This is a genomic window from Bacillus cereus group sp. RP37 (assembly GCF_040459695.1).
Lineage (GTDB): Bacteria > Bacillota > Bacilli > Bacillales > Bacillaceae_G > Bacillus_A.
In genome coordinates, this window is the sequence record NZ_JARVHP010000001.1 from 249,795 (window position 1) to 265,288 (window position 15,494).

Here is a 15,494-nt window from a genome sequence, read left to right on the forward strand (position 1 = left end):
TTATCTTGGAGGTAGGCAGAAATGAAAAGGCTATCATTTCAAATTCTGATGTTTGTCCTTTGTATAATCGTTTCTCTTATTTTATTTTATGTGATGGAGAAGCAAATATATAATCGAATTACAATAGTGAATGACAAACAAACTGTTTTACAAAGAGTGAATGAATCCCTGCCTACTGAAATGAAAGTTAGGCATGAAAAGTGGGGAGAAATTGTTATAACGGATGAAGTGCGTTTGCATACGATTGTTTCATTCTTTGACCGAATTCAAATAGAACCGAGAGAAGCTAAGAATCAAGAACAAGTATTTACTGGAGAAGTAACGTACTTGAATGGACATAAACGTACTTTTGCAGTAGGTGACTTGTTCCAGTACGGGGCTGATATATACGGAAAGAATGGTACGGATCCAATGATTTCAGCATTTCAAACGTATTTGTTAAGCCTGTATTACACACCAGAACGTATTAGTGATTTTTTTGCGTCAGCACAGGATGTCATAGTACGCCAAGGTGGTGTAGAACGTACGATGAATCTTACGCACATACTTGATTCGATTCGGTACGCAAAGCAAATTACAGATTACGGAGAAATACAGAAATTATTACAATCACAGAATGAACCAATTGCTTATATTACCGCTTATAAAACAGGGAAGCGTATAAAGAATGAGCGAGAAGACATTCTTACTATTTCTGTATATCCATCGTACTTTGTTGTGCAATATCTCGGTGATAATAACGGGAATGTCATGTATATGAAAAGCTCCCTCGCAAATTTATTTGTAAAGGAGAATGTGTCATGAGAAAGATAGCCTTTTTCTTCTTTTTGCTAGTAATTGGAGGAGCGATGTCTAGTTGCTCTCGAGATACAACCTCTATTAAATATAATAAAAGTGGTCTCCCTATTTTGGATGATCGTCATCTTGTTGCGTATGTAGCAGCACGTGAGGAAGTTGGTGAAGCTTTGCTTTCATCATTTTGTAAATCACGCGGCTGTACGTATGAATTTATTCGTCTTTCGACAGAAGAGCTTCTTCGGAGGGTAGAAGAGGAAGCTGGAAATCCGAAAGCGGATATTATTATTGGTGGTACGGTAGACGCGCATCAAATGATGAAGCAAAAAAATCTATCTATTCCTGTTACAAGTCAGCATGCGAACCGTATTTCAAAAACTGTTAAAGATAAAGATGGTTATTGGTACGGTTATGAAGTGGAGAAACTGGCAATTGCAATCAATAAAGAGCGGTGGAATGAAGAGATAGCGCCGCTCGGAATCCCTTATCCATCAAGGTGGCAAGATTTATTAAATCCAGTATATAAGGGAAAGATTGTTATGCCAGATCCAAATGTTTCAGGAACAGCATATACGTTTTTTCAATCACTTATTGATACTGTAGGTGAAGAGGAAGCGAAGGCATATGTGAAGAACCTCGCGGGACAAGTTGGTGAAGTAACGGTGAATGGTTACATACCGGTAGAACTAGTTGCGAGCGGTGAGTATATGATAGGGATCAATTTCATGGGAGACCAGAGAATGCTTCAAAAACAAGGCTTTCCAATTGTAAGTATTGTACCTGAGCAAACAGGATTATCTGTTAATGCGATTTCGAAACTAAAACGTGCACCGAATGGTATTATTGCGGATTTATTTATTGATTATTGTTTATCAGAAGAAGCGGGGCACATTTTAGAGAAAGTTTCGTTTGGCGTACCAACGATGTTTGCGAAGAATGAGCAAGAAATAGAAGGACAGCCGGTTAGAAGAACAAACAAAAATATATCAAATAGCGGAATAATCGAGATATGGAATAGACAGCGTCTCTCTCAGAAGTGAGAAAAGGAGACGGAAATATATGTTTAAATGGCTCAAGCCAGCACCTGCAATTGAAAGATTACCAGCGGATATGATCGACCGTGTATATCGATTATTACGTATCCGTGTGTTAATCGGAATTTCAGTTGGATATGCTGCTTATTATTTAGTTCGTAGTAACTTTACGTTATCAAGTACGTATTTAGTAGAAGAATTTGGATTTAGTACAGCTGAAATTGGTTTACTAGGTTCAATCATGGCAATTGTTTATGGATTTAGTAAGTTCTTTATGGGGAATTTATCAGATAAAGCTTTCGCCCAGCGCTTTATCGCGGTCGGTTTATTCTTATCAGGGCTTGTAAATATTTGTTTCGGCTTTGCATCTTCATTTGGGATGATTGTTACATTACTTGTTCTTAACGGTATTGTACAAGGTATGGGAGCACCCCCTTGTAGTATCGTTATGACGAAATGGTTCTCGAAGAAAGAACGTGGTACGAAAACAGGTATTTGGAATATTTCACATAACGTTGGTGGAATGCTTGTACCACCCCTTGTCGGAATTGGTGTAGGTATTTTTGGTGAAAATCATTGGCAAGGCGGCGTGTTTATTTTCCCAGCGATTATCGCAATGGTAATTTCAGTTCTTGTTTGGATTAATGCGAAGGATACACCAGAATCAGAAGGTCTTCCTCCAATTGATGAGTATCGTAATGACTATGAAAATCTTGAAAAAGCAGATAATGCTAATAAGATGTCACCAAAAGAAATTTTAATGAAGTATGTAGTGAAAAATAAATTTGTATGGTTCTTATGTATTGCAAATGCATTTGTGTATTTAATTCGCTTCGGTGTTATTAACTGGGTTCCACTTTATTTAACGACAGTTAAAGGTTTCTCAAAAAATGAAGCACACGCGGCGTACGCAATCTTTGAAGGTATGGCAATTCCAAGTTCATTAATCGTTGGTCTTTTAAGTGATAAATTATTTAAAGGAAAACGTATGCCATTATGTATCATTAGTATGGTTGGAGTTGTTATTGGTACGTTTGTATATTGGCAAGCATCTAGCGTACTTGTTGTAAGTATTGCAGTTTCTATTATCGGTTGTTTAATTTATGTACCACAGTTCTTAATCGGTTTAAGTGCGATGGAATTAGTACCGAAATTTGCAGTAGGTACGACAGTGGGTATGTGTGGTCTGTTTGGTTATGTAGGCGGAAGTCTTGTAGCAAACGCAGCAATCGGTATTATTGTTGATCGTTCTGGCTGGGATGGTTGCTTCATCTTACTATTAACAGGTGCCATTTTATCAACAATCTTCTTGTTCATCGTTCAACGTGGACATGAGAGCAAAGCCCCTAAAGCGGCGTAATATTTTGTTTGAAAAGCTATCCAATTTCTATATTGGATAGCTTTTCTTATATTAATATAATCTTTCCTTAAATCTATCTTAAAAGACAGTATGTCATATTTCTAATCATTGGAATTTTTGTTACAATATAAATGAATGTGTAAAACTTTGTAAAAAGAATGTAATAATATGTATTTATTTTTCAGAAAGTTTTACACAATTTTATATTAAACTATTAAGTTATAAAGGGAGAGAGAATATGTTACCAAATACGGTTCGTACTCCAAACAAGAAGAAGAAATGGATTATTATCGGGGTTATTGCACTAATTGTTATTGTGGCAGCGGTTAATATTTTTATTATGCAAGGCAAGAAGAAGGGGGCATCAACATCTGCTGATGCTGTAAGTTTCGAGAAAGTGACAGAGCGTAAGCTTAATAATACGAAGTTAATTTCTGGTCAGGTGAAGCCTGGGAATATTGAAAGTTTCTATGCGGATCCAACTAAAGGAAAAGTGAAAGATATTGCGGTAAAAGAAGGGCAAGAAGTAGACAAAGGTACAAAGTTATTCTCTTATGATAATGAAGAGATTAATTTGCAAATGAAGCAAGCTGAGCTTGATCAGAAGATGGCAGATATGCGTTATGATCAAGGAAAGAAGAAGATTGATTCGTTGAAGAAAGAAATTAAGAAGGCAAAGGATAGCGGAGCTGGGAAAGAAGTAACAGATCCGATGGAAGAGCAAGTAAGTGAGTTAGAGATGGGTCAAAAGACGACTGATCTTGAAAAGGAAAAAGGGAAATTACAAAAAGAAGAATTAAGTAAAAAGCAGAAAGAGCTTACGATTTATAGTAATTTTGCTGGTGTTGTTCAAAAGTTAGATAAAGATGCGGCGCAAAGTTCATCTCAAGCGTTAGGTGGTCAAGGGAAAGCCTTCTTACAAGTGGCTTCTAAAGATCCGTTCCAAGTTCAAGGAACATTAACTGAGCTTCAAAAGTCACAAATTCAAAAGGATCAAACATTTACTGTAACTGCGAAAGCAAATAATAAGAAGAAGTGGACAGGTAAGATTACAGAGGTAAGTGAATTCCCAACGAGTGCAGAGATGGCACAAGCGGGCGGTATGGGTGAAGCGACTCAAAATATGTCCCAATATACATATAAAGCAAGTCTTGATAGTCAAGATGGTTTATCTCCAGGTTATCACGTTTCTCTGCAAGTAAATTTAGAGAATAAGACGATGATTGCTGTTCCAACTAAGAGCATTGTAGAAAAAGGCGATGATGCATTTGTTTATATTGAAGAGAAAGGGAAGCTTCGTAAACAAAATGTGAAAAAAGGTTCTACTGATGGAGATTGGACAGAGATTGTTGAAGGCGCAAAAGTGGGGCAAAAGGTGGTTAAAAATCCTTCCGACGACGTGTATGACGGAATGGAAGTGAAAGAGAAATGATTACGTTAAATAATATTGCTAAAACGTATTATCAAGGAAAATTGGCAGTGCCGATTTTGCACGGTATTAGTTTAACGATTCAGGGCGGCGAGTTCGTTTCGATTATGGGACCGTCTGGTTCTGGTAAATCAACGCTTATGAATATTATCGGTTGTTTAGATCGTCCAACAGAAGGCGAATATATGCTGAATGATGTGAATATCTTAACAGCAGACGAGTCAAAGCTTGCTTTAATTCGTAATGAATATATCGGTTTTGTGTTTCAGCATTTTAATTTGCTTCCACGTCTTTCGGCAGTAGAAAATGTTGAACTTCCGCTCGTATACGGCGGGGTGAAGAAGGCAGAGCGTCGCAAGCGTGCTTTAGAGGCGTTAGGTAAAGTTGGATTGGCGGACCGCGTGCATCATTTACCGAATGAATTGTCAGGTGGGCAGAAGCAGCGTGTAGCGATTGCAAGAGCGATTGCGAATAATCCAACGTTCATTATGGCCGATGAGCCGACTGGTGCGCTTGATACGAAGTCTGGTGAGCAAGTTATGGATATTTTCACGAAGCTTAATGCAGAAGGTACAACGATTGTTATGGTTACGCATGAAGAGGAAGTAGCAGCGTATTCTTCCCGCCGCATTGTACTGCGAGATGGGAAAATTACAGAAGATAGAAGGTGTGCGGTATGAGTTTACTAGATAGTATAAAAATTGCCCTATCTTCTATTTTAGCTCATAAACTGCGTTCAGCCCTTACGATGCTCGGTATTATTATCGGAGTAGGTTCGATTATTACTGTCGTTGCAATTGGGCAAGGCGGGGAAGCGATGCTGAAGTCGAAATTCGCAGGTTCTGGTGGTAATAATCTTATGCCAATTCAATTTAAAGCAGATATTAATGATGAGTTTGCTATGGGTGGATTTCAAATACCGAAGTTAACGGAAGAGGATATTTTGGAAGTAAAACAAGTGAAAGATGTTTCACACGTTATTACGACAAACCAGAATTCAGAGGTGCTTGATGTAAATGATAAAAAAGCAAATCTGAATATTATTGGTCTTGATAATGAATATTTTGCGGTTAATAAAGTAAAGGTCGTAAAGGGACGTACTTTAAGTGAATCAGATATTACTCATGCAAATAATGTTGTGATGGTTAGTACAAAGACAGAGGAAACATTATTTAAGGATGTAAACCCAGTTGGACAAATTATTGAGATGAAGGGACAGCCAATGCAAATTATTGGTGTGTATAAATCTGATAATGAGTTTATGGGATTTGAAATGGAAGAAGCGTTAATTCCCCTTACGTTATGGCCTGTTTTATACGGAACAGATGATATTCAAAATATCGCAATTCAAGCTAAAAATGTAGATGACTTAGAAGCAGCGGGGAAAAAAGCTGTTGATGTATTAAATAGTCGTAAGCCAAGTGAAATTCCAGGTAAATATGAACTGGTGAATTTAAAAGAATTCCAAGAAAATGTTTCTAAAGTAACTGGTATTATGACGATGATTATTGGTGGTATCGCTGGTATTTCATTAGTCGTTGGTGGTATCGGTGTTATGAACATCATGCTCGTATCTGTAACGGAGCGTACGCGCGAAATTGGAATCCGTAAAGCGCTTGGAGCGACACGTAGTAAAATTTTATTACAGTTTTTAATTGAAGCGGTTATGTTAACGCTTCTAGGTGGTTTAATCGGAATTGGTCTTGGATATGGCGGAGCATATATCGTTTCCACATTTGCGAAATGGCCACCGCTCGTTTCGTGGGAAGTTGTCGTTGGGGGCGTACTATTCTCTATGACACTTGGTATTATCTTTGGATTAATTCCAGCGAATAAAGCTGCGAAATTAGATCCAATTGAAGCCTTACGTTATGAGTAAGTAATAGTGTAGTAGAACTACACACTACCGTTCTAGTGGGCGGTTCGTAGCCTCTATGTGAGAGGAAGTGAACCGCCCGTTAGAACGGGTTATATAAATAGAAGGAGGCGTTATAGTGGAAGCGAATTTGAATACGCAAAAAGCTGGCGGAGAGAAGCCATCATTGTTCGGAATGATTACTTCTCCTGGTTTACAGTTTGAGAGAATGAAGATGAGCGAGAAAGTTTGGGGTATGTTCTTCTTCGTTGCATTGTTGCAAGGGCTTGTAGGTAGTTTAAACGCGTATGTTACATACACATCGCCTGAGATGATTAAAATGCAAAAGGAACTAGGTGCACTTGCAGATCAGAGCTCACTCGTATCAAATGTGATTTCTGGTACGATATGGGGAGCAGTAGGTGCTATGCTAGTAACGTTCGTTATTGCGGCCATTTATAAAGTGTTTATGATGTTTTATGGGAATGATACTTCTTATAAAAAAATAGTAACAATTATTGTATATGCGAACATTGTTGTTATTATTGGTGGACTTATTAATGGTGTTATAGCTTTAATTTTAGGTGCTGGACCAACTGCGTATACAAGTTTAGGACCACTATTCGATCAAGGTTCACTTGCATATGGAATTGGTAATACGATTGAATTGTTTTATTTATGGAATTTAGTTTTAATTTGGTTAGGATTACAGATTACAGCTGGATTAAGTAAAGTGCAAGCAGCAATTCCAATTATCATTTTATTCATTATTAAAGCAGCATTTTTAGCAGCAATTGTTATGATAGTGTCAGCATTTTTACCAAATATGCCAGTGTAAATAAGGAGGCATTATAATGGAGACGAATATTAATACGCAAGATGTTAGTACGAAAAAGCCGTCGTTGTTTGGGATGATCACTTCTCCTGGTTTACAATTTGAGAGAATGAAGACAAAAAGTCCGGTTTGGGGAGCATTTATCTTATTTGTTCTACTTGGAACGGTTACAGCAGCTGCGGTATTTTATTTATCAGTGGTTAATACCCCAGAAGTGGCAAAAGAATTGAATGGCCCAGATGGGCAGATGATAAAATGGTTTGCACTTGGTGGCGGAGCACTTTTTGGTTTATTCGGAACACCTATCGGCCTCTTTATTGCAGCAGGTTTTTATAAAGTGATTATGATGTTAATGGGAAATGATACTCCCTACATGAAGATATTATCTATTTATATATACGCTAATCTTGTTTTCTACATTGGTGGATTGTTAAATGTAGGATTAGCTTTCATTTTCGATGGTAATGGAACGGATACTTATACAAGTTTAGCTCCTTTATTTGAAAAAGGGACAGTTTTAAACGGCATTGCTTCTTCAATTGAAATTTTTAATATTTGGAGTTTAATTTTAACAGGGTTAGGATTACATATTGTGGCAGGTTTAAGTAAGAAAAACGCGACAATTTTAATTGTAATTTTCTTTATTCTAACAATAGGGTTAGGTTTTTTAAAGGGTTTAGCAAACAGTTTTGGCGCATAATATATTTTTATGAAAAGGTGACTCTCTCGAGAGTCACCTTTTTTATTTTTACCCTTATTTCAAATACCATCAGCAGAATTTCAAATTCTACTTCATGTAATTTCAAATTTCGGCGGTAGTATTTGAAATTACTCACAGTGAAATCGCTTCTTTATTTTTATATTGTGGAGGTACCGGCGGAATAACAAAGAGGTATACCTTTAAGAAGTGGGTACTGTGTGAAACCAGCAACTTTTACAGAGACCGTTGTTTTGTATGAAGGGATGATTGTAAATCAAATAAAGAAATTAGGTATTCGTCAAGATTATGAAGAGTATTATCAATGTGGTTTAATTGGTCTTTGGCATGCGTATGAAAGATTTGATGCGGAGAAGGGGTGTTTCCCTGCATATGCACTTGTAACGGTGCGTGGTTACATGTTAGAAAGATTGAAGAAAGAATCCACTGTGCAAGAAAAGTGTGTATGTGTAGGAGAGTATGAGGATATCTTCCATTTTGAAGATATTGAAATGAGAGCAAAGGATTTTATGAGTGTATTAGATGAGAAGGAGAAGTACATTATTTTCGAACGTTTTTTTGTAGGGAAGACGATGGGGGAGATCGCTAGCGAGATGGAAATGACTTATTATCAAGTGAGGTGGGTGTATCGGCAAGCACTTGAGAAAATGCGAAATAGCTTAAGAGGATAAATATTATCATAAGAATGGAAGGCAAGAGATATTGCTTTCCATTCTACTGATTCTGTTACGGTAGTAAATGTAATAAGAGGTTTTTAAATTGTAGTGAATCTTGCATGTTCATACGTGATAATACGTATCCAGCTTTTAATACTTGTTGTTTTAGCTTATGGGGACTGATATGTATGGTTGTAGTAGTGCCATTTGAAAAATGAATGGTAGCTTTTTTACTCTGTTTGAAAAATTCTATGTCATCTATATGATTATAAAATAGCCATATACAGTTTGGAGAAGAAGGAGATTCTGTCGGGAAAGCACAAATATATTCTCGATGATTAATTGGAATTGGGACATTTTGTTTGAAATTAAAGTTTGTTTGAACTGCTTTACGTCTGCCTTGATAAGTAGAGTGAACATTGGTTAGACAAGATTTTTTTATGAGTTGGAGAGCGGTTTGACAGGAGTAAAGATGGTTCCCACTACTGTCGATCATTTTTGTGCAATAAGAAGGGTGCTTGTAAGGCTCTAACATCATTGTAGAATTAGAAATAAAAATATCATTTTCATTGTTCATAACTTCGAGTCCTCCCCTTTAAAATATCATTAATATCATTATATACGAATTAAGTAAAGTGATTGTTAATCTTTTGTTTCGTATTGTAAATTTTGGCTATTCGTTTACAATCAATAGATGATAGTCTTTCTAATTTGCATCGCTTGTACATATATATGAAAATAGAAAAGAGTAGGCGGTGAGATAGTATGAAGAAAAGGTATATTATTATGGCTCTAGTTGTTGTTCTTCTAGTATATTTAGCAAATAGTAACCCGAGTAAAGGAGAATATACGGACTGGGCAGCGAAGCAGTTTATGAAACGTAATGATGTAAGTAAGAAGCTAGACGAAGTTCAAAAAGAAAATGAAGAGGGTCTCCTTGGCGATTTAGCATCGGCTGGTAAGAAGTTGGCGAAAAAATATGTTGAGCCACAAGTTGGATTATTAATCGAGAATTATACAAAGCGAAATGATTATATTTTCTTCTCAACATATACGACCGAGTTTGATATAGGTGGAGAACACTATAAATATGTATGCGTCGGTTTTTCAAAAATCTTTATTCCAATTGAAATGCCGAAGAAAAAAGACGAATCTGCAAAATGATGCAGATTCGTCTTTTTCATTTATAGAGTAATGGGAACTTCAGATACATTCCTTTCTACGAGACGGGCTCCTTTTTTTCGAGTATTTTCATTCATTGATGAAAATACAGATGAGGCAAGGATGGTATCCATTACTTGATTTACAACTTGTGCATTGATAGGTGTGATGGGTTTCTCGATAGAAAAGACAACTGTTTTTCCATCTTCTTTCGCAAAAATTAATTCTAGTACTTGCATGAGTTATTTCCTCCTTTTTATTTGTCCCGCTATATGCGGGCAGCGCGATTGGTGTTGACTAATAATCGGCACCCCGCTGATTAAAGTTTCATCTTATAGACTAGAAAGATCTGATGTGCTAACAAGTTGTACAGCGTGAAGTGGTGATGCTTGTAAGGAAGCAAGAGCACGTGCTACGTTTTGTACTTGCTCTAAGTTTGCGTTTGTTTTCACACGCTTAAATTGTTTGTTCTTGAAAACAGTTTTTCCGTTCTTATCTAATCCATTGTTTAAGACAAGACGTAAAGTTAAGTCCATTACGATTGTTTCGACTGCCATGTTTATCACCCCCTTTCACTTTATAAATAGGGTGCAAATGTCATGTTTTGGCGTGAAATTTATTCTTTTTTTTGGTACGCTTAAAAGACTAAGAGAGGGGTTTCGGAAGAATGAATCGTAAATGGTTATTTTGGATTCCTGTTTTACTATGGATGGGGTTGATTTTCTATTCCTCGGCACAACCATATAAAAAGCAGGATATGCGTTCGGATATTGAACAATATGTAAATGTTGAGTTTGTGAAAGAGCATTTCTCGTGGGTATCTATCGATTATGGCGGTGGTACACCTGTGAGCATTGCAAATAAAGGTGTAGGCGGATTTGTTGAGTTTTTCCTTCGTAAAGGTGCTCATTTTATGGTGTTCTTTATGCTCGGTTCATTGACGTATTACGCTTTTCATCGATCGGGTTATTCGAGAAAACGATGTTTCATATACGCTCTCCTTTTCGTTGCGGGATATGCAACATTTGATGAAATTCATCAATGGACTACGGGAGACCGTACACCGATGTGGCAAGATTCATTACTGGATACGTGCGGCGGATTAACAGGGATTATAATAAGTAATTGGTTTTGGAATAGAAAAAGGAGCTAATCTTTTGAGATTAGCTCCTTTTGTTTATACACCAAGTAGTTCTTTTAATTCATCTGTAGATAATTCGGTCATCCAACTATCGCTTGTAATGACAGCGTTGTTTAGTGATTGTTTTCTCTCTAACATTTCATCAATTTTCTCTTCGAGTGTCCCCGTTGTAATGAGCTTATGAACGTGAACGAAGCGTTTTTGACCAATACGATATGCACGGTCTGTTGCTTGGTTTTCTACAGCTGGATTCCACCAACGGTCGTAGTGAATGACATGGTTGGCAGCAGTTAAGTTTAAGCCAGTTCCACCTGCTTTTAACGATAAGATGAAAATGTCATACGTTCCGTTTTGGAACTGCTCGATCATTTTGTCCCTTTCTTTCTTCGGTACACTACCGTTTAAGAAGAGGACGCGCTGACCGAATTTTTCTTCTAGCGCATGTTTCAGCATGTTCCCCATGCCAATGTATTGTGTAAAGATTAAGCAACTTTCATTTTGGTCTTTTATATTTTCAATGAGTTCCATTAGCGTGCTCGTTTTCATGGAACGTTCGATGATGTCTTTTGGTTCGGTTTCTTTTAAATAAAGAGCGGGATGGTTACAAATTTGTTTGAGCTTGTTCAGCATGAGTAATATAAATCCGCGGCGCTCAATCCCGCTTAATCCTTCTACATTTTGCAACGTATCTTGAACAAGTTGTTCATATAAGGAAGCTTGTTCACCAGTAAGTGGACAGTAAGCTTTCTGTTCTTGTTTATCTGGTAAGTTTAATGCGACTGTTTGATCTTTCTTCGTTCGGCGCAGTAAAAATGGTGAGATAAAACGTTGAACTTGTTGGATTTTTCCTTCGTCACGGTCCTTTTCGATCGGTGAGACGAAGCGGCGCTGGAATTGTCCTAAGCTACCGAGGTATCCATGATTAATGAAGTCGAAAATAGACCAAAGCTCGGCAAGTCGGTTTTCCATCGGTGTCCCGGTTAAAGCGATTTTGTGATTAGCTTGCAAGTTTCGTACTGCTTTTGACTGTTTCGTATGTGGGTTTTTAATATTTTGTGCTTCATCCAAAATAACAGCATCCCAGCATAACGTACTAAGTTCTTCTTCATCAAGCTGAGCTAATGCATAAGATGTTAATACAATATCTGCTGATTGAAGGAAGTCTTTAAATGATTCGCCTTTCGCTCGGTTACTTCCATAATGTAATTGAACACGTAAATTTGGTGCGAAACGCTCAAATTCTTTTTGCCAATTTCCAAGAACGGATGTCGGTGCCACGATTAAAGCAGGGCCTGTTTTGAGCTTGTTCTCTTTTATATATAGTAAGTAAGTGATCGTTTGAATGCTTTTTCCAAGTCCCATGTCGTCAGCTAATAATGCTCCGAATCCAAGCTTTCTTAAATATAATAACCACTCAATGCCATGTTGTTGATATGGACGGAGTGTTGCGTTTAGTGAAGAAGGGACATCTACTTTTGGAATATCTCCAATGTGTAATAGTTTTTGGAATAGCTCTTCATAATATCCATCTAGTTCGATTTCAATATCGGTAAAGGGACTATCCTCTTCTACAACTTCTGTTTCAGCAGTGTTTGATAAATGTTGCTGAAGGACATCTTTCATTTCTAGTCCATACTTATCAGCACGGTTCATTAGTTTTCGTACTTCTTCAATAAAGGCTGGATCCAGTCTCATCCATTGACCATTTATATTGAATAACCGTTTGTTTTGTTCAACGAGTTCGAAAAATTCGCTTTCTGATAAATCAATGCCGTTCGTTGAAATACGCCAGTCAAAATTAACAAGCGTATTCATGCCGAAGAAAGATTGCGTTTGGGTGGCATTTTGCTTCAGTTGTACACGTAATTTTGGTTTTGTTGCTTTTAAATTTTGCCACCATGATGGTAGTAAAATCGTAATACCTGCAGCGAGTAATTCGTTACTTGCTTCTGTTAAGAAGTTCCACGCTTCTGTTTCAAAGAGTTCACTTCGGAACGTATCATCTTCTTTTAACCACGGTACGAGTTTACTGAAGCCTTCTTGTGTTTCAAGAATACGCTCTTCATAATCGTGCCATCGTTTTGGTAAAGAATCGATACTTTCATACACATATATGCGATGTGCTCCGCGCTTTGGTGTAACAACTGTCTCAAGCTTCCACATTTCAAATTCTTCTTGCGGCTCTTGTAGTCGTAGTCCGATTGTAAAGGGAAGGTCATCTTCAATGTAACCAATTTTTCTAAGCCAATCTTCTTCATGTAGTGATGCATCCAATTGTCTTTTCGTAAAGTCGTAATGTTCATAAAGTCTCTTTGCATCTTCCCATCCGTCGTTTGAACGGTTATCTTGTAATATGCTTTCATTTACCGCTGACGAGAAAAGAGATGCTAATGTGTCATCTTCAATTGGTGTATGTTGTACTTTCCAAGATGGTTGCTGAGACCAACGCTCCATATCAGGTACGAAGCTACCGCTGACGAAGGCATCCCATAATTCGTTCGCATCTTTCGTAAGTGCTGTAATAGGGCCGTTCATTTGAATATGGGAAAAGGAGTTCATTGGTTTATTAGCGATGTATTCAAATGCTTGTGCATTTGTTAGCATAACACCTTGTTTTCCTTCAAAGGTTGCTTCTTTTAGAAACGTGCCGTAGAAAGAAGTAGAGTGCCATGTAAACGCATTTCGTTTCCAACTTGTTACGGATAATGGAGTACCGCTGTCATCTTCTCCCCAAAGGAACCAACCTTGACTAACGTGCTGGAGCCTAATTGTTACTTCAGTTTGATTGATCATCGATTAATTTTCCTTTCCGTAATTCCTCTTGTAGTGCACGTAGACGTGAATGTAAGTTTGCGATATGAATAATGAAAGCATCCCATTCATCGGTACGCTTTAATCGTTTATATAATGTACGTAATTTCTTTAAGTAACGAACTGCACGTCTATATGATTTGCGATTTCGTTCTTCAATGGCCTCTACGGCAGCAAGATGATAAAGAGGAAGTGCTGCTTCTGGTGCTTCCTTTTCAATATCTTTCAGCGGCTCTTTCAACAGTTCAATTGCTTCAAATCCATGTAAGAGCTGAAGTTCTGCCCATGTACGATATTGCTTTTTCGCGAGTACGTATTGCTCATAGTTTGCGAAACTATATGGTAATAGCTCTTGCAAAATCATTTCGAGTCCAGCTTGTTCATTTGTATGGGTTGCATACGTTTCATACATGATGACAAATAAGCGAACGATATCTTTTATGAAAATCGTATTTTCGTGCTCATGTATCGTTTTCTTCACTTGTTTATACGTAAAGGAAAGCCAGTTTTTCGCACGATCCCACTTCATTGTATTTAATAGCTCTTCTAACCAATAGAAGTATAGACTTACAACAGAAGCAGGCTGTTTTTTTAGTAAATCCATTGCTAATAGGTCTTCGTCATTTAAAAAGAGTAGATGAGAAGATGCTAATGCTTTGGAAAGTGGATTGATTTTCGTATCGATTCGTTTTTCTTCTTCTTGCAGTTGCTCTTTATTGTGTAAGAGTTCACTCCATATGTGACGATAAATAAAATATCTCTCTTGCGTATAAGCGTCAGTGGAGAAGAATACTTCGTGAACGAGACGAGCTGTTTCTTGCAAAATTGATTCAGACTCTGAAGGAATCGCTTCTGATTGTAAGTCCCGAACGATGGATTCCACTTTATCTACAAATAGGCGAACGACATTAACAGGCTGGTGATAAGAATACGTTTTATTTGCTTCAAAGTCCTGAATTTCTTCTAATAATTTTTGAAAGCAATAAAGCGCTGCATGTAGCCTGAACAGCTCATGTATCGCAACGATACGCGGAGCTTTCCGCTCGAGTTTCGTATAGAAGTCTGTAAAAATACTCATAAGAAAATACATTTGTTTATAAGTAAGCCGAGCTTGTTCTTTTTTAAATGATTCATATTCGTTGTCAAAATACGATTGCCAACTTTTATAATCCGTTTCTTCAAAAGATGATGATTGCAATACTTGTCTTGCAGTTCGAATAGGAGGAAGAGAAGGTTTCGTATTATTTTTAAATAAAGTTAATACATCTCCTACTTGCCCGAAACTAGATGCTGCAGATAGTAACACAGCGAGCATATGCTCACATTGCGTTGGTGCGAAGCAATCGCAATAGCTTTCAGCGACGTTACGAATCGGGATATGGACGCTATATACGCTGCCTTCAGCATCTACAGTTCCTGATAGTGTATAACCATCAAAGTCAACGTTGTAGACAACACCACTACGATATAGGTGCCGAGCTGTAGCGACATGTTCCTGATCAGCTGTTTGCTGTGGATCTAGTCCTTGAACGAACTCATTCGCAATCATCATAATTTCATCTTTCGTAATTGAGTGTTGCAGCATAATATTCCTCCGTACACATATTTCTTTCCTTTACCATTATAAACAAAAAATGCTCAAAACAGAAAAAATGAAATTTGGATTATCATATTGTAACTGTGAATGGAAAGATGTTGT

16 protein-coding genes are annotated in these 15,494 nt (G+C 37.4%); 11 read left to right on the forward strand and 5 right to left on the reverse strand.

Features of this window, described 5'->3' with window-relative positions; genetic code table 11:
- Nucleotides 1–21 precede the first annotated feature (21 nt).
- From QCI44_RS01230 to QCI44_RS01270, 9 genes are all read left to right on the forward strand, one after another.
- Nucleotides 22–804: a DUF3919 family protein gene (locus QCI44_RS01230; protein ID WP_016136059.1), complete on the forward strand. Its 783-nt coding sequence runs from the start codon at nt 22–24 to the stop codon at nt 802–804.
- Nucleotides 801–1,835 carry an ABC transporter substrate-binding protein gene (locus tag QCI44_RS01235; RefSeq protein ID WP_016085518.1) on the forward strand — a complete coding sequence of 345 codons (1,035 nt, stop codon included), beginning with the start codon at nt 801–803 and terminating at the stop codon, nt 1,833–1,835. Before QCI44_RS01230 ends, QCI44_RS01235 begins: the two co-directional genes overlap by 4 nt.
- Before the next feature lie 19 nt (nt 1,836–1,854).
- Nucleotides 1,855–3,189 (forward strand): MFS transporter, encoded by a 1,335-nt coding sequence (gene pgtP / locus QCI44_RS01240; protein ID WP_016136058.1) that lies wholly within the window; start codon nt 1,855–1,857, stop codon nt 3,187–3,189.
- A gap of 238 nt (nt 3,190–3,427) precedes the next feature.
- Nucleotides 3,428–4,621 carry an efflux RND transporter periplasmic adaptor subunit gene (locus QCI44_RS01245; RefSeq protein ID WP_016085520.1) on the forward strand — a complete coding sequence of 398 codons (1,194 nt, stop codon included), beginning with the start codon at nt 3,428–3,430 and terminating at the stop codon, nt 4,619–4,621.
- A complete protein-coding gene (locus QCI44_RS01250) occupies nt 4,618–5,298 on the forward strand; it encodes an ABC transporter ATP-binding protein (RefSeq protein ID WP_016085521.1) in 681 nt (226 codons plus the stop codon). Before QCI44_RS01245 ends, QCI44_RS01250 begins: the two co-directional genes overlap by 4 nt.
- On the forward strand, nt 5,295–6,497 hold the full coding sequence (locus tag QCI44_RS01255; RefSeq protein WP_016085522.1) for an ABC transporter permease: 1,203 nt from the start codon (nt 5,295–5,297) through the stop codon (nt 6,495–6,497). The genes QCI44_RS01250 and QCI44_RS01255 overlap by 4 nt, the downstream gene beginning before the upstream one ends.
- Before the next feature lie 115 nt (nt 6,498–6,612).
- On the forward strand, nt 6,613–7,311 hold the full coding sequence (gene yknW / locus QCI44_RS01260) for a YknW family membrane protein (RefSeq protein ID WP_016085523.1): 699 nt from the start codon (nt 6,613–6,615) through the stop codon (nt 7,309–7,311).
- Nucleotides 7,312–7,327: 16 nt separating this feature from the next.
- Nucleotides 7,328–8,008: a YknW family membrane protein gene (gene yknW / locus QCI44_RS01265; RefSeq protein WP_098591680.1), complete on the forward strand. Its 681-nt coding sequence runs from the start codon at nt 7,328–7,330 to the stop codon at nt 8,006–8,008.
- Nucleotides 8,009–8,226: 218 nt separating this feature from the next.
- Nucleotides 8,227–8,697 carry a sigma-70 family RNA polymerase sigma factor gene (locus tag QCI44_RS01270; RefSeq protein WP_016085525.1) on the forward strand — a complete coding sequence of 157 codons (471 nt, stop codon included), beginning with the start codon at nt 8,227–8,229 and terminating at the stop codon, nt 8,695–8,697.
- A 55-nt stretch (nt 8,698–8,752) separates the two neighbouring features.
- Here the strand turns inward: QCI44_RS01270 and QCI44_RS01275 are convergent, their stop codons facing one another.
- The gene (locus QCI44_RS01275; RefSeq protein ID WP_016085526.1) at nt 8,753–9,259 is read right to left on the reverse strand and encodes a competence protein ComK; all 507 of its coding nucleotides are present in this window, start codon (nt 9,257–9,259) and stop codon (nt 8,753–8,755) included.
- A 188-nt stretch (nt 9,260–9,447) separates the two neighbouring features.
- Here QCI44_RS01275 and QCI44_RS01280 point away from each other — a divergent pair, with 188 nt between their 5' ends.
- Nucleotides 9,448–9,846: a DUF4359 domain-containing protein gene (locus tag QCI44_RS01280; RefSeq protein ID WP_016085527.1), complete on the forward strand. Its 399-nt coding sequence runs from the start codon at nt 9,448–9,450 to the stop codon at nt 9,844–9,846.
- Nucleotides 9,847–9,866: 20 nt separating this feature from the next.
- Here QCI44_RS01280 and QCI44_RS01285 read toward each other — a convergent pair whose 3' ends face one another.
- Both QCI44_RS01285 and QCI44_RS01290 read right to left on the reverse strand, forming a co-directional pair.
- A complete protein-coding gene (locus QCI44_RS01285) occupies nt 9,867–10,082 on the reverse strand; it encodes a DUF2922 domain-containing protein (protein ID WP_098485651.1) in 216 nt (71 codons plus the stop codon).
- Nucleotides 10,083–10,175: 93 nt separating this feature from the next.
- Complete coding sequence (locus QCI44_RS01290) at nt 10,176–10,400, reverse strand: DUF1659 domain-containing protein (protein WP_000257706.1); 225 nt, start codon at nt 10,398–10,400, stop codon at nt 10,176–10,178.
- Between the two features lie 110 nt (nt 10,401–10,510).
- On the opposite strand from QCI44_RS01290, the gene QCI44_RS01295 reads away from it, so the two are divergent.
- A complete protein-coding gene (locus tag QCI44_RS01295) occupies nt 10,511–10,996 on the forward strand; it encodes a VanZ family protein (RefSeq protein WP_098405443.1) in 486 nt (161 codons plus the stop codon).
- A 24-nt stretch (nt 10,997–11,020) separates the two neighbouring features.
- Here QCI44_RS01295 and QCI44_RS01300 read toward each other — a convergent pair whose 3' ends face one another.
- Together QCI44_RS01300 and QCI44_RS01305 are read right to left on the reverse strand one after the other, a co-directional pair.
- Nucleotides 11,021–13,777, reverse strand: a complete 2,757-nt coding sequence (locus QCI44_RS01300; RefSeq protein ID WP_016136053.1) for a DEAD/DEAH box helicase — start codon at nt 13,775–13,777, stop codon at nt 11,021–11,023.
- Nucleotides 13,761–15,380, reverse strand: a complete 1,620-nt coding sequence (locus QCI44_RS01305) for an SWIM zinc finger family protein (RefSeq protein ID WP_016085530.1) — start codon at nt 15,378–15,380, stop codon at nt 13,761–13,763. Before QCI44_RS01305 ends, QCI44_RS01300 begins: the two co-directional genes overlap by 17 nt.
- Between the last annotated feature and the right edge of the window lie 114 nt (nt 15,381–15,494).